Raw genomic sequence first — 11,784 nt, 5'->3', positions numbered from 1 at the left:
GGGGGCCCCCCTTCTCGAGGTGAGCCGGTCAGGTCACCAGACCTTGTCGCCCCGGATGACCACGTCCGAGCCGCCGTCCACGAAGACGACCTGCCCGCACATGTGGCTGTTCTCCGGGGAGACGAGGAAGCGCAGCAGGTTCGCGGGAACCTCGGGGCCCATGATCCCGCCGAGCGGCATGGGCACGTGGGACTCGACGGCCTTGGTCGACTCCTCGGTCGCGAGCATCTCGGCGGTCATGCCGGTCTGGACGATCCCGGGGCCGATCGCGTTGAGCGGGATGCCCGCACCGGCCCAGTCGGCGCTCGGTGCGGAGCGGCGCAGCCAGTGCGCGACCGCGGCCTTGCTGCTGCCGTAGATGATGTCGCCCGTCCCGGCCGCGGTGAGCTCGGCGGCGCGGGCCAGCGCTGCGGCCTCGTCGCCCGCGAGGGTCAGCTCGACGAGCTGGTCGTCGACGGGCAGGAGGCTCGCCATGGAGCACGTCACGGCGGCGCGGGGGGCGTCCGATCCCGCCAGGAGGGGGCGGAGTCCCTCGAGCGTCGCGAGGGCGCCGAAGTAGTTGACGGCGAGCGTCACCGGGCTGCCGGTCGACAGGCCCGCGTTGGCGACGATCGCGTCGATCGTGCCGCCGCTGAGCGCGGTGACCTGCTCGACGAGACCCGTGCGGCCCGCGTCGGTCGTGAGGTCGACCTGGACGTCGGCGTCGCGCAGGTCGACCCCGATCACCCTGTGCCCGTCCGCCTCCAGCAGGCCCTTCAGGGCCTTGCCGATTCCTGAGGCGGTGCCGGTGACGACGACGGTGCGCATGATGCCCTCCAGAGCAGCTCGTGCGGCCAGTCCTGAGTCCTGGCCGTCCTCCTCAGCGTAGGCACCGAATCCCGGCCGTCCGGTCGAAAATGACCTCTGTCCGGAAGATCGTGACCAAGGTCCCACGGCTCTGGGGCCGGGCGCCGGGCGGTTAGCACATGCGCACCGGTGCCGACGCCACGATCGCGTCACTCCGGGGGTCGCGACAGCACCGGTCGGGCTACCACCCGCCGGGCGCGAGGACCTTCCTGATCCGCTTCTCGCTGACCGGCCCGTCGGTCCCGAGCTGCTGCGCGAACAGCGACACCCGGAACTCCTCGATGAGCCAGCGCGCCTCGTCGAGCTCGGCCAGGCGCGCGGGGTCTGCGGGGCCGGCCGCGTAGGCGGCGCGCGCCTTGCTGTACGCCTCCTCGACGTCGTGCACGCGCCACGCGAGCTCGGCGTCGCGGTGCGGGTTGGTCGCGGCCTTCTCGATCCGGTACGACGCCGCACGCAGGTAGCGGGTCAGGTGCGGCAGGCGGTGGGCCGGGGTGCGGGACACGAAGCCCACGCCCACGAGCCCGGCGACCTGGTCGCGCACGTCCTGGAGCGTGTTGAGCAGCGCGAGGCTGTTGGCCGACCGGATCTCGCCGTCCAGGTTCCGTGCTGCGGTGAGCGCCGCGACGACGTGCCCGACGATCTGGTGCACCTCGCTCTCGAGGTGCCGCTTCACGAGGTCCCGCGCTGCCGTGTACGAGTCGGCGCTGCGGATCTGTACAGCATCAGGCAGGGGCCCGTACTGCGAGGCCTTGGCCCCGGAGGTCAGCGCCATGACGGCCGCGAGCTGCAGGTCGGCGACGAGCGCCTCGGTGTTCCGGTACGGGCTCGCGGCCATGGTCAGCGACTGCGTCCCGGTCCAGCGGCTCGTGATCCGGGAGGTCTGGAGCGCGGTCTCGCCGAGCAGCAGGCGCCGGACGCCGCGTGCGTGCTCGCGGTCCTGGGTCGAGCGGTCGGCGAGAACGCGGAGCGCGACGCTGGGCTTGCCCTTGGCGTCGACCTCCTCGACGAGCGCGGGGTATCCGCGCACGACCATGCCACCCCCGGCGGGTGTCGACACGACCTCGGGCAGCACGCCGTCCGGAAGCCCCGTGGGCCACGTGGTGAGCCCGGTCGCCTCGGCGACGACCACGGAGGGAGCGCCGCCGTCGGGCCCGGCGTCCGAAGCACCGTCACCTCCTGAGCCCCCTCCAGGGCGGCCCGCGGAAGGCGACCCGGAGACGGAGGAGGGTGAGGCGGGATCGGTGGCGAAGGTCGTGGTGGGTCTGGCAGGGGTCTGCGAGGAACGAGCAGAGCCGGGAAGACCGAGCACCGATCCCGCCTCGCCCTCCGCCCCGGCAGCAGCCTCACGCAGCGCCGCGCCGACCGCCCCCTTGACCGCCGCCCGCACCGCCGCCTGCGCCTGGGGCGCGAGGCGTCGTTGGAGCGAGACGAGGTCCTTGGACTCGTCGAGCACGACCTCGCCGCCGCGGCGTTCCTCGATGACGCGGAAGGTCATGCGCAGGTGGGCGGGGAGGCGTTCGGTGCGGGTGTCGTCCCAGGCGTCGTCGGGGATGACGACGTCACGCAGGGCGCGGACGGCGCGCGTGAAGGCGACGTGGAAGGGCTCGGCCATGTCGCCTGCGCGGGTGATGTCCTCCCAGGCGGGGGTGTTCTCGCGGAGCCAGCCGACGACGTCGCGGGCGACGTCGGGGGCGGGGACGAGCTGGACGCGCACGGGCTTGGGCAGCGAGCGGATGGTCGCGGTCGCGAGCTCGTCGAGCAGGCCCGGGACCATCCAGTCGAAGCCGTCGGGGACGACGCGGTTCAGGACGCTGATGGGGATGTGCACGGTCACGCCGTCGGCGTCCGTGCCGGGCTGGAACTGGTAGGTGAGGGGCAGCGTGAGGTCGCCCTGGACCCAGGTCTCGGGGAAGAGCGAGGTGTCGACGGACTCGGCGTCGGGCACGAGCTGTTCGAGCGTGAACGTGAGCAGGTCGGGGTCGCGGCGCTTGGCGGACTTCCACCAGGTGTCGAAGTGGCGCGCGGAGACGACGTCCTCGGGGATGCGCTCGTCGTAGAACGCGAAGAGCACGTCGTCGTCGACCACGAGGCCGCGCTGGCGCGAGCGCGCCTCGAGCTCCTCGGCCTCCTCGAGCAGGCGGCGGTTCTCGTGGAAGAACTGGTGGTGCGTGGTCCACTCGCCCTGGACGAGGGCGTGGCGGATGAACATCTCGCGCGCGGCCTCGGGGTCGACCTTGCCGTAGAGCACGGTGCGGTCGGCGACGATGGGCACGCCGTAGAGGAGGACCTTCTCCTTGGCCTGCGCGGCGCCCTGCTTGGTGGACCAGTGGGGCTCGGAGTAGGTGCGCTTGACGAGGTGACCGGCGAGCTCCTCGGCCCACTCGGGCTGGATCTTGGCGACGTCGCGGCCCCACAGGCGGCTGGTCTCGACGAGCTCGCCCGCCATGACCCACACGGGCGGCTTCTTGGACAGGGGCGAGCCGGGGAAGATCGCGAACCGGGCGCCGCGCGCACCGAGGTACTCGTTGCGGGCCTGCTTCTTGGCCCGCTTCATGGCGAGCTCCTTCTGCGGGCCGCGCAGGTGCGCGACGGACGAGGCCTTGACCTCGGTGGCCTCCTGCATGCCGATCTGGGAGAGGAGCCCGGCGAGGAGCGCCTGGTGGATGGTGTCGTCGTCCCAGGTCAGGCGGTGCTCGACGGGCTGGTCGGTCGCCTCGGCGATCGTGGTGCCCGACGACGGCGCTCCCCTCCCCGAGGTCGCGTCGCCCCGGGTGCGGGGTGTGGAGGACATGTCGATGCCGAGCGGCTTGCTCATCTCGCGCAGCTGCGCGACGACGTCCTGCCACTCGCGCACGCGCAGGAAGTTGATGTACTCGGCCTTGCACAGGCGCCGGAACGCCGACGACGACAGCTCGCGCTGCTGCTCGCGGACGTACTCCCACAGGTTGAGGTAGGTGAGGAAGTCGGAGCGGGGGTCGGCGAAGCGGGCATGGAGCTGGTCGGCCTGCGCGCGGAACTCGGCGGGGCGTTCGCGCGGGTCCTGGATGGACATCACGGCCGCGATGATCGCGACGTCGCGCGCCACGCCGCGGCGCGAGCCCTCCCAGATCATGCGGGCCAGCCGCGGGTCCATGGGGAGCTGGGCGAGCACGCGGCCGACGTCGGTCAGGCGCGTGACGGCGCGGCCCGGCTGGGCGTCCTCGGCGGCACCACCGCGGCCGGCGGGCTCCGCCACGGTCTCGAGCGCCCCGAGCTCGGTCAGGAGCTGCACGCCGTCGCGGATCGAGCGGGTGTCCGGGGGCTCGACGAACGGGAAGCGCGCGACGTCGTCGGGCGAGGAGACGACGCCCACCGAGATCATCTGCAGCAGGACCGACGCGAGCGACGTGCGCAGGATCTCCGGCTCGGTGAACTCGGGACGGGAGAGGAAGTCCTCTTCGGAGTACAGGCGGATCGCGATACCGTCCGCGACGCGCCCCGAGCGACCCGACCTCTGGTTGGCGCTGGCCTGCGCGATGGGCTCGATCGGCAGGCGTTGCACCTTGGTCGCCTTGGAGTAGCGCGAGATGCGGGCCGTGCCGGGGTCGACGACGTAGTGGATGCCGGGAACCGTCAGCGACGTCTCGGCGACGTTGGTCGCGAGCACGACGCGGCGCGAGGAGTGCGCCTGGAACACGCGGTGCTGCTCGGCCGAGGACAGGCGCGCGTAGAGCGGCAGGATCTCGACGAAGTCGGGGCGCTTGGCGTCGCGCGTGCGCTCGCCCAGGCGCGACTCGAGGGCGTCGGCCGTGTCGTGGATCTCGCGCTCGCCGGACAGGAACACCAGGACGTCGCCCGGTCCCTCGGCCATGAGCTCTTCGACCGCGTCGACGATGCCCGTGACGAGGTCCTTCTCCTGGGCGCCCTTCGCGGGGGAGCGCTTGGCCTTGCCCGACTCGGGGTCGACGTCGGGGCTCAGCGGCCGGTACCGGATCTCCACGGGGTACGTGCGACCCGTGACCTCGATGACGGGAGCCGTCTCGGGGAGGTGAGCGGCGCCGTCGGGCACCTCGTCCGTGCCCGCCGACTCGGCCGCCGCCAGCTCGTCCGCCGTGAGCGGCGGCAGCGGGCCACCCGGCGCGAAGTGCCGCGCGAACCGCTGCGAGTCGATCGTCGCCGACGTGATGATGACCTTGAGGTCGGGGCGCTGCGGCAGGAGCCGCGTCAGGTACCCGAGCAGGAAGTCGATGTTGAGCGACCGCTCGTGCGCCTCGTCGATGATGAGCGTGTCGTACGCGAGGAGCTGCGGGTCGCGCTGGATCTGCGCGAGCAGGATCCCGTCGGTCATGACCTTGACGAGCGTCTGGTCGCTCGACTGGTCGGTGAACCGGACCTGGTAGCCGACGATCTCGCCGAGGACGAGGGGCCGATCTCCCCTGAGCTCTTCGTTGATACGCTCCGCGACCGTGCGCGCCGCGATCCGTCGGGGCTGCGTGTGCCCGATCTGGCCCTTCCGACCCCGCCCGAGCTCGAGCGCGATCTTGGGGAGCTGCGTCGTCTTGCCCGAGCCCGTCTCGCCCGCGACGATCACGACCTGGTTCTCCGCGATGGCTCGTGCGATGTCCTCGCGCCGCGCCGAGACGGGCAGCTGCTCGGGATAGGTGATGGGCGGCACGACGACAGCGGCGCGCCGCTCGGCGGCCCGCGCGAGCTGGGCGGGGCTCACCTGCTGGCGGCGGGCACCGCGCTGGTTGCCGCGCGTCGAGGTGCCCGACGCCGGACGCTCACCCCGGCCTCTCTTCTCACCTTCGGGAGTCCTCTCGCCGCGGGCCCGGTCGGTCGTGCTGCGGGGGGCCGAGTCCTGACGACCGGCGGCCTGCTCGGCCTGCTCGTGGGCGGCGTTCTGCTCGCTGACCTGGGGCTTCGCCCGTCCGCGTCCTCCGCGTCGGCGGCGTGGGCTCGCGCCCGTGCGCGGCTCGCGTCCCGCCTCGCCCGTGGGGGCGCTCGCAGGGCTGTCCACGGCGGGTCGTGCGGGGCCGTGCGGTTCGGTGCTCACGACCAACCATTCTCTCAAGTGGTCGCAACTTCAATTGCCCCGGGCCCGTCGGGCACGTGCCGTGGCGAGGACGATCGGCCCGGCGCATCGGCCCGTGGGAAGGCGTGGCACTACGGTGACGACGTGAACTCCATGGCCGAGGTCGTCGGCGCAGCACTCCCCCTCGCAGTGGCCGTCGCGCTCAGCCCGCTGCCGATCATCGCCCTCGCGCTGCTCCTGACCTCGGACCGGGGGCGCGCCTCGGGCGTGACCTTCGTCGTCGGCCGGCTGCTCGCGCTCGCGGCCCTGCTCGGTGTCGTCGTCGCGGCGTCGGACGTCGTCGAGCACCTCCTGGGGTCGAGCGAGCTCCCGGCCTGGGTGCGGATCGTCCTGGGAGCCGCGCTCATGGCGCTCGGCCTCACGCAGTGGCGCCCGAAGCCCGAGGGAGAGGCGGCGAGCCTCCCCGGCTGGCTGGCCTCGATCGCGGACGCGTCACCTGCGCGTGGTCTCGTCCTCGGTGTGCTGGTCACGGTCGCCAACCCCAAGGAGCTCGCGTTCGTGCTCGCCGCGGGCGTCTCGGTGGGCGGTGCGGCGCTCGGGGTCGTGCAGGAGGTCGTGGTCGTGCTGGCGTTCGTCCTGGTGGGCGGGCTGTCGGTCGTGGTCCCCCTCGTCGCGACGCTCGTGGCCCCCGCCCGTGTCGTGCCCTGGCTCGACCGCCTGCGGGAGTGGCTGACCGCGAACACGTCGCTCGTCATGGGCGTGCTGCTGCTCGTGATCGGGGCCACGGTCCTGGGGAACGCGATCGGGGAGCTGTAGGGCCTCGGGAGAGCCGGTCGCAGAGCGGGGGTCGCCGTCGCTCCGGGCCTTGCGACCACCCCGCTCCGGGAGCACCCTGGGGGCATGGCCACGTCCTGGGTCGACCGGTGGCAGCTCGATCTCGATCAGCTGCGCTGGTACCCCGTGGCCCAGGAGATCCGCGCGGTGCACCGGGAGGACCCGACGCACGTCGTGCTCCGCTCGACCGCAGCCCGGCTCGTCTGGGAGCCCTGGCGTCTGCTGCCCGTCTACGCGGTCCCCGCGGCCGACCTCCGCGCACCCCTCGTCAAGGGCGAGCACCAGGACGGGCAGGTGCGGCACGGCCTGATCCCGCACCCGCTGCACTTCGAGCGGCACACGTGCGCGGGCACCGAGCTGTGGTTCGGTGGACCGGACGGGATCCGCGGCCCCGGCGGGGCGGCCCCGTTCTTCCGTCCCGACGACGAGGGGCTCGCCGGGTACGTCATGGTCGACTTCCAGGCGTTCGACTGGTTCGCCGAGGACCAGCACCTCGCCGCCCACCCGCGCGACCACTTCAAGCGGGTCGACGTCGTGCCGAGCTCGCGCCACGTCGTCGTGTCGCTCGGCGAGGTGCTGCTCGCGGACTCCTCCCGTGCCATGGCGCTCACCGAGACCTACCTGCCGCTGCGCTGGTACGTCCCGCGCGAGGACGTGCAGTGGGACGCCCTGACGCCGAGCACGACGACGAGCGACTGCGCCTACAAGGGGCACGCCCGCTACTGGTCGCTCGCGTCGGGCGACCCTGCCGATGCGGACATCGGCTGGAGCTACGAGAACCCGTTGTCCGACGGCGAGAGGGTGCGCGGGTACGTCGCGTTCTGGTGCGAGCGCACCGACCTCACGCTCGACGGCGTGGAGATGCCGCGCCCCGAGAGCCTGTTCTTCCCCCGCGGGAGACGTTGACCGGAGCGGGCCGGCGGCTTCGGGCCGTCCCTCGGCGCACGGTGCTTCCCGTCCCGGTGCTTCCCTGCCGGTGTTGTCCTCACCGGTGCCGAGCATGCGGTTGGCGTTCGTCCAGGCGGGAGATCGAACGGCAACCGCATGCTCGGCGAACGGCAACCGCATGCTCGGCGGGCCGCGGCCCAGACTGGTCGCCCCGTCGACCGACGCTCAGCCGACCCGGACGCTCAGGACGAGCTGCTCGCCGACGTCGAGACGCACGTCCGAGAGCGTGACACCCGGCGGCAGCGACGACGCGAGGTCGATGCGCTTGCCGTCGACCTGCTCGAGCTTCCCGCGGACGGCCAGCAGGAGCGCCGCGACGACGGGGTTGCGGCTCGTCGCACCGATGTTGCTCAGCGTGAGGACCATGGCCTGGTCGATCTCGGCGGTCGCGGTGATCTGGGCGCTCGCGGACAGGAAGCCCTTGCGGATCTTCGCGGACGCCACGATCGACGCGGCGCGCGGCCCGCGGGACGCGAGGTCCACGTCGAGGGCCGTGAGCGTGAAGCCCTGGTCGGCGAGGGCCTTGGTCGCGAGCTCGCGGACCGTGGTGACGAGCGCGTCACGGCTCGCGGCTGCGCGCAGGTGACCGCTCACGGGGTGCTCGGTGCTCTGACCGGACTCCTCGATCGCGAGCGAGCCGTCGCCCCCCTCGACCCAGGTGAAGCGCAGGTCGCGGATCTCGGCGTCGAGGTCGACCGCGACACCGACGATCGTCACGGGGTGGCCCTGGGCTCGGATCGTGCGGGCGACGGCATGCTCGCGCCCGACGACGTGCTCGACGTTCTCGGCGGGGTCGGGGGCGTCGGCGGCACCCATCGCGCGGACGACGAGGCCCGTCACGTCGACGTCGAGGCTCTGGACGTCCGGGCTGCCAGGGACGGTCGCCGCGTCGATGCGGACACGGTCCAGGCCCGACGCGTGCGGCCCGAGGTTCCGGGTCATGACCTCGCGCAGGCGGTCGGCGAGCGCGGAGCCGCTGTCCGGGCGCGGGGCACGGCCGAAGGGGAGGACGTCGTGGGCGGGGCTCAGGTCGTCGGGCATGCGCCGAGCCTATGACGATCGGGCCAGCGCAGGGCGTCCGGCACACGGTCGCCGGGTCGCGGCGCCGAGACCCGCGTGCGGACTGCCGTCCGCTACGGGGTCGGTTCGGCGACCTCCGCGAACGCCCGCACCGGGAACGTCCCGAATCCCTCGACCTTGGGCGGCACGGCCGTGAACCGCGCGCCGCGCGGCGGCACGGCAGCCAGGTTCGTCAGGTGCTCGACGACGTGGATCCCCGCCGCGAGGAGCAGCGAGTGGGCGGGGCGCGCCCCGCCGGACGTCACGGGGTCGGTGTCGTCGATGTTCAACGAGTCGATCCCGACGAGCCTCACCCCGGCGTCGACGAGGTGCTGCGCGCCGGCCTCGGTGAGGAAGGGCGCGGGCTCCCCGTAGGCCGGTGTGCCGAAGTGCCGGTCCCAGCCGGTCTGGAGCAGCACCGCGGTCCCGGCCAGGTCGCGGTCGAAGAAGACCTCGGCGCCGATCCCGCGACGACCACCCCGCTCGGGGTCGACGACCTCGCTCAGCCGGAACACCTCGGCAGGCAGCCCGACGAGGGTCTCCAGCTCGAGCCCGGAGAGGTCGGTCCCGCCCTCGTACCGGTGGAAGGGGCTGTCGAGGTAGGTGCCCGTGTTGCCGATCATGGTCAGGACGTCCATCGCGAACTGGGTCCCGGGCGCGTACTTCGCGACCGAGTCCGCCCGGGTCAGGAACGGTGTGATCGTCGGGGCGGGCAGGCCCGGGTAGGTCACGAGGCCCTCGCGCACGGTGTGGCTCAGGTCGACGAGCCGCGTCGCGCGGCCCGCTCCTTCGCGGAGTCCGGCCCCTTCGTCGGCCACTCCGCCGATCGCAGCGTCACCGACGACCCCACCGACCCCCCGGCTCCCCACGTGTGGTTCCTCGACGAACGTCAGCCCCGTGATCTCGACCGACCCGACCAGCGCGAGGCCCAGGTGGCGGACCAGGAGGCGAGCGACGTCGTCGGGCAGGAGGTCGCCCGACGGGACGTCGAGGCGGAAGCCCTCCGTGCGGAGGCTGCCACCGTTGGCGAAGGTCACGTGGGCGTCGAAGTGCGCGCGCTGCTCGGTCATCACCGGAGTCTCGCACCGCGGGCCGCCCACGGGAAGACGCAGCGAGGCCGCCGCCCCCGGACGGGGACGACGGCCTCGTGGGTGACCGGGAGGGTCAGTACGAGCTGAGCTCGCCCGACGCGGCGAGCGCGACGATCCCGATGACGTAGAGAGCGGAGACGATCACTCCGAGCACCGTGAAGATGATGCTGAGGATGAGTCCCCACTTGGCGAGCTGGTTGTCGAAGCCTGCCTCGCGCGACTTCTTCTTGGCGATGGCGCTGACGATGATGCCCGCGATCGCGCACACGAACGCCAGGACGAAGCCGACGATGCCGAGCGTCTTGCCCGGGTCCTCGACGGGAGCGCCGTAGTACTGCGGGGCCTGGTCGGACTGCGGGGCCTGCGGGGCGCCGTAGGGAGTGGTCACGGGGGTTTCTCGTTTCTCTCGCGCGCCCGAGCCTTGTCGGGAGCGTGGGGATCGTGGCAAGGGGTGCCACGGAGTGCGGTGCTCATTGTGGAGGAAAACGGCGCGCCTGCACAGGGGTAATTCTCCCCATGGGGGTGAAAAGTGCTCTGCGACTCTGCTCTCGGCAGAGCCGAGGCGGGCTCGCTGCTCGACGGAGCCGCCGCGTCAGGCCGCGGCGCGGCTCGTCTCGCCCCGGAGGTGGTCGATCGTGTTCTGCACGTCGCGCAGCGTCGAACCGACGTCCGCGCCCTGCGCCACGGTCTTGTCGGCGACGTAACGGACCTGGGCCGAGGCGGCGTCGAGGGCGACCTGGGCGTCGGTGAGGGCGAGGACCGCGCGTCCGTCGCCGAACTCGTCGGTCGCGGCCTGCGCGAGCGCGGCGTTGGCCTCGTCCGTGGCGGCCTGGGCGTTCGCGACGGCGTCCTCGACCTCGAGGCGCAGGCCGGCGGGGAGCGTGGAGAGCTGGGTGCTGGCCTTCTCGAGGTCCTCGCCGATCGAGTCGACCTGACACTGCGTGTCCTCGATGAGCCGGGATACCTCGGCGGCCGATGCGGTCGCGCTCAGCGGCAGCATCATCGCGAGTGCGAGGAAGCTGGCGGCGGCGAGCCGGGCGGCAGGTCCTGATGTCTTCGGCGACGTCATGCCGAGAAGTCTGCCCGGTGAACCTGGGAAAAGACAGGGAGGACATGGAGGGCTCGTGGAGATTTCGCCCACGGCACAGGGAGGGCCGTTCGTCGTGGCGCTGCCAGGCGCCGGCGCTGCCCGCGCGCGCGGGTAGCGTTGCTGCCGTGTCCCACCCCGTAGCCCTCGAGGCAGCCCGATGATCCGCCGCGCCCTGGCGCGCGCCTACTGGGCGGTGAGCCGGTGGACCCTGCGCACCGAGCAGCCCCCGACCGACCGCCCCGGCATCCTCATCGGCGCCCCGCACACCTCGAACTGGGACTTCGTGCTCATGCTCGCCATCTCGGCGAGCGTCGGCGTCAAGGTCCGCTGGCTCGGCAAGCACACGCTGTTCAAGGGCGTCATGGGACCGTTCGCGCGGGCCCTCGGCGGCATCCCCGTGGACCGGACGGACCCGAGCCGTGTGGTCGACGACATCGTCTCGCGGGTCCGCACGGGCGAGGTCTTCTCGCTCGTCATCACGCCCGAGGGCACGCGCAGCAAGGGCGAGTACTGGAAGTCGGGCTTCTACCGGATCGCGCGCGAGACGGGCATGCCCGTGACCCTGGGCTACGTCGACCGCACGACCATGACCGCGGGCCTGGGTCCCACGCTCGACCTCACGGGCGACGTCCGCGCCGACATGGACCGCGTCCGTGCGTTCTACGCCGACAAGGCGGGGTTCGACCCGTCGCGCCGCACCGAGCCGCGCCTGCGCGAGGAGGACCGGCCCGCCCGCGGGGCGAGCGCCCCGGAGGGCGACCCGACGGTCTGACGGGGCGGCGTCGTGGGGGGGGGGGCGCGGGGGGCGGCGCGGCCGGCGTCGACCGCCGGATCTGGCGACCGCTGCTCCGCACCCGGCGGAAGGTGGTCAGCGGGACGGCAGGCCGCGAGCCGCGAGCGCC

9 protein-coding genes are annotated in these 11,784 nt (G+C 72.9%); 3 read left to right on the top strand and 6 right to left on the bottom strand.

Features of this window, described 5'->3' with window-relative positions; all coding sequences use genetic code 11:
* Positions 1 to 33: 33 nt before the first annotated feature.
* Positions 34 to 807 carry an SDR family oxidoreductase gene (locus H9641_RS19340; protein ID WP_191806043.1) on the bottom strand — a complete coding sequence of 258 codons (774 nt, stop codon included), beginning with the start codon at positions 805 to 807 and terminating at the stop codon, positions 34 to 36.
* Between the two features lie 220 nt (positions 808 to 1,027).
* Positions 1,028 to 5,881, bottom strand: coding sequence for an ATP-dependent RNA helicase HrpA (hrpA, locus tag H9641_RS19335; protein ID WP_191806042.1), 4,854 nt, complete (start codon positions 5,879 to 5,881; stop codon positions 1,028 to 1,030).
* Between the two features lie 132 nt (positions 5,882 to 6,013).
* Between hrpA and H9641_RS19330 the strand changes: the two genes are divergently transcribed.
* Both H9641_RS19330 and H9641_RS19325 read left to right on the top strand, forming a co-directional pair.
* Entirely contained in the window at positions 6,014 to 6,676 is a 663-nt protein-coding gene (locus tag H9641_RS19330; RefSeq protein WP_225220745.1) for a GAP family protein, read from the top strand.
* An 84-nt stretch (positions 6,677 to 6,760) separates the two neighbouring features.
* Positions 6,761 to 7,600, top strand: a complete 840-nt coding sequence (locus H9641_RS19325; RefSeq protein WP_191806040.1) for a DUF427 domain-containing protein — start codon at positions 6,761 to 6,763, stop codon at positions 7,598 to 7,600.
* Positions 7,601 to 7,807: 207 nt separating this feature from the next.
* On the opposite strand, the gene H9641_RS19320 is transcribed toward H9641_RS19325, so the two are convergent.
* The 4 genes from H9641_RS19320 to H9641_RS19305 form a co-directional block, all read right to left on the bottom strand.
* Positions 7,808 to 8,683 (bottom strand): hypothetical protein, encoded by an 876-nt coding sequence (locus tag H9641_RS19320; RefSeq protein WP_191806039.1) that lies wholly within the window; start codon positions 8,681 to 8,683, stop codon positions 7,808 to 7,810.
* 92 nt (positions 8,684 to 8,775) lie between these two features.
* Positions 8,776 to 9,771: a cyclase family protein gene (locus H9641_RS19315; protein ID WP_191806038.1), complete on the bottom strand. Its 996-nt coding sequence runs from the start codon at positions 9,769 to 9,771 to the stop codon at positions 8,776 to 8,778.
* 94 nt (positions 9,772 to 9,865) lie between these two features.
* Positions 9,866 to 10,180 carry a DUF4190 domain-containing protein gene (locus H9641_RS19310; protein WP_191806037.1) on the bottom strand — a complete coding sequence of 105 codons (315 nt, stop codon included), beginning with the start codon at positions 10,178 to 10,180 and terminating at the stop codon, positions 9,866 to 9,868.
* A gap of 204 nt (positions 10,181 to 10,384) precedes the next feature.
* On the bottom strand, positions 10,385 to 10,861 hold the full coding sequence (locus H9641_RS19305) for a hypothetical protein (protein WP_191806036.1): 477 nt from the start codon (positions 10,859 to 10,861) through the stop codon (positions 10,385 to 10,387).
* A 178-nt stretch (positions 10,862 to 11,039) separates the two neighbouring features.
* On the opposite strand from H9641_RS19305, the gene H9641_RS19300 reads away from it, so the two are divergent.
* Positions 11,040 to 11,654: a 1-acyl-sn-glycerol-3-phosphate acyltransferase gene (locus tag H9641_RS19300; RefSeq protein ID WP_191806035.1), complete on the top strand. Its 615-nt coding sequence runs from the start codon at positions 11,040 to 11,042 to the stop codon at positions 11,652 to 11,654.
* Positions 11,655 to 11,784 lie beyond the last annotated feature (130 nt).

It is taken from the genome of Oerskovia merdavium (assembly GCF_014836755.1).
GTDB lineage: Bacteria > Actinomycetota > Actinomycetes > Actinomycetales > Cellulomonadaceae > Oerskovia > Oerskovia merdavium.
Note: the sequence above shows the minus strand (reverse complement) of the source record. Positions and strands in the feature narration are given on the sequence as shown.

What these genes read in the sequence shown, in the direction of transcription:
- H9641_RS19340 (WP_191806043.1), bottom strand. Translation starts at nt 807, where the DNA reads ATGCGCACCGTCGTCGTCACCGGCACCGCCTCAGGAATCGGCAAGGCC.
- H9641_RS19330 (WP_225220745.1), top strand. Translation starts at nt 6,014, where the DNA reads ATGGCCGAGGTCGTCGGCGCAGCACTCCCCCTCGCAGTGGCCGTCGCG.
- H9641_RS19325 (WP_191806040.1), top strand. Translation starts at nt 6,761, where the DNA reads ATGGCCACGTCCTGGGTCGACCGGTGGCAGCTCGATCTCGATCAGCTG.
- H9641_RS19320 (WP_191806039.1), bottom strand. Translation starts at nt 8,683, where the DNA reads ATGCCCGACGACCTGAGCCCCGCCCACGACGTCCTCCCCTTCGGCCGT.
- H9641_RS19315 (WP_191806038.1), bottom strand. Translation starts at nt 9,771, where the DNA reads ATGACCGAGCAGCGCGCGCACTTCGACGCCCACGTGACCTTCGCCAAC.
- H9641_RS19305 (WP_191806036.1), bottom strand. Translation starts at nt 10,861, where the DNA reads ATGACGTCGCCGAAGACATCAGGACCTGCCGCCCGGCTCGCCGCCGCC.
- H9641_RS19300 (WP_191806035.1), top strand. Translation starts at nt 11,040, where the DNA reads ATGATCCGCCGCGCCCTGGCGCGCGCCTACTGGGCGGTGAGCCGGTGG.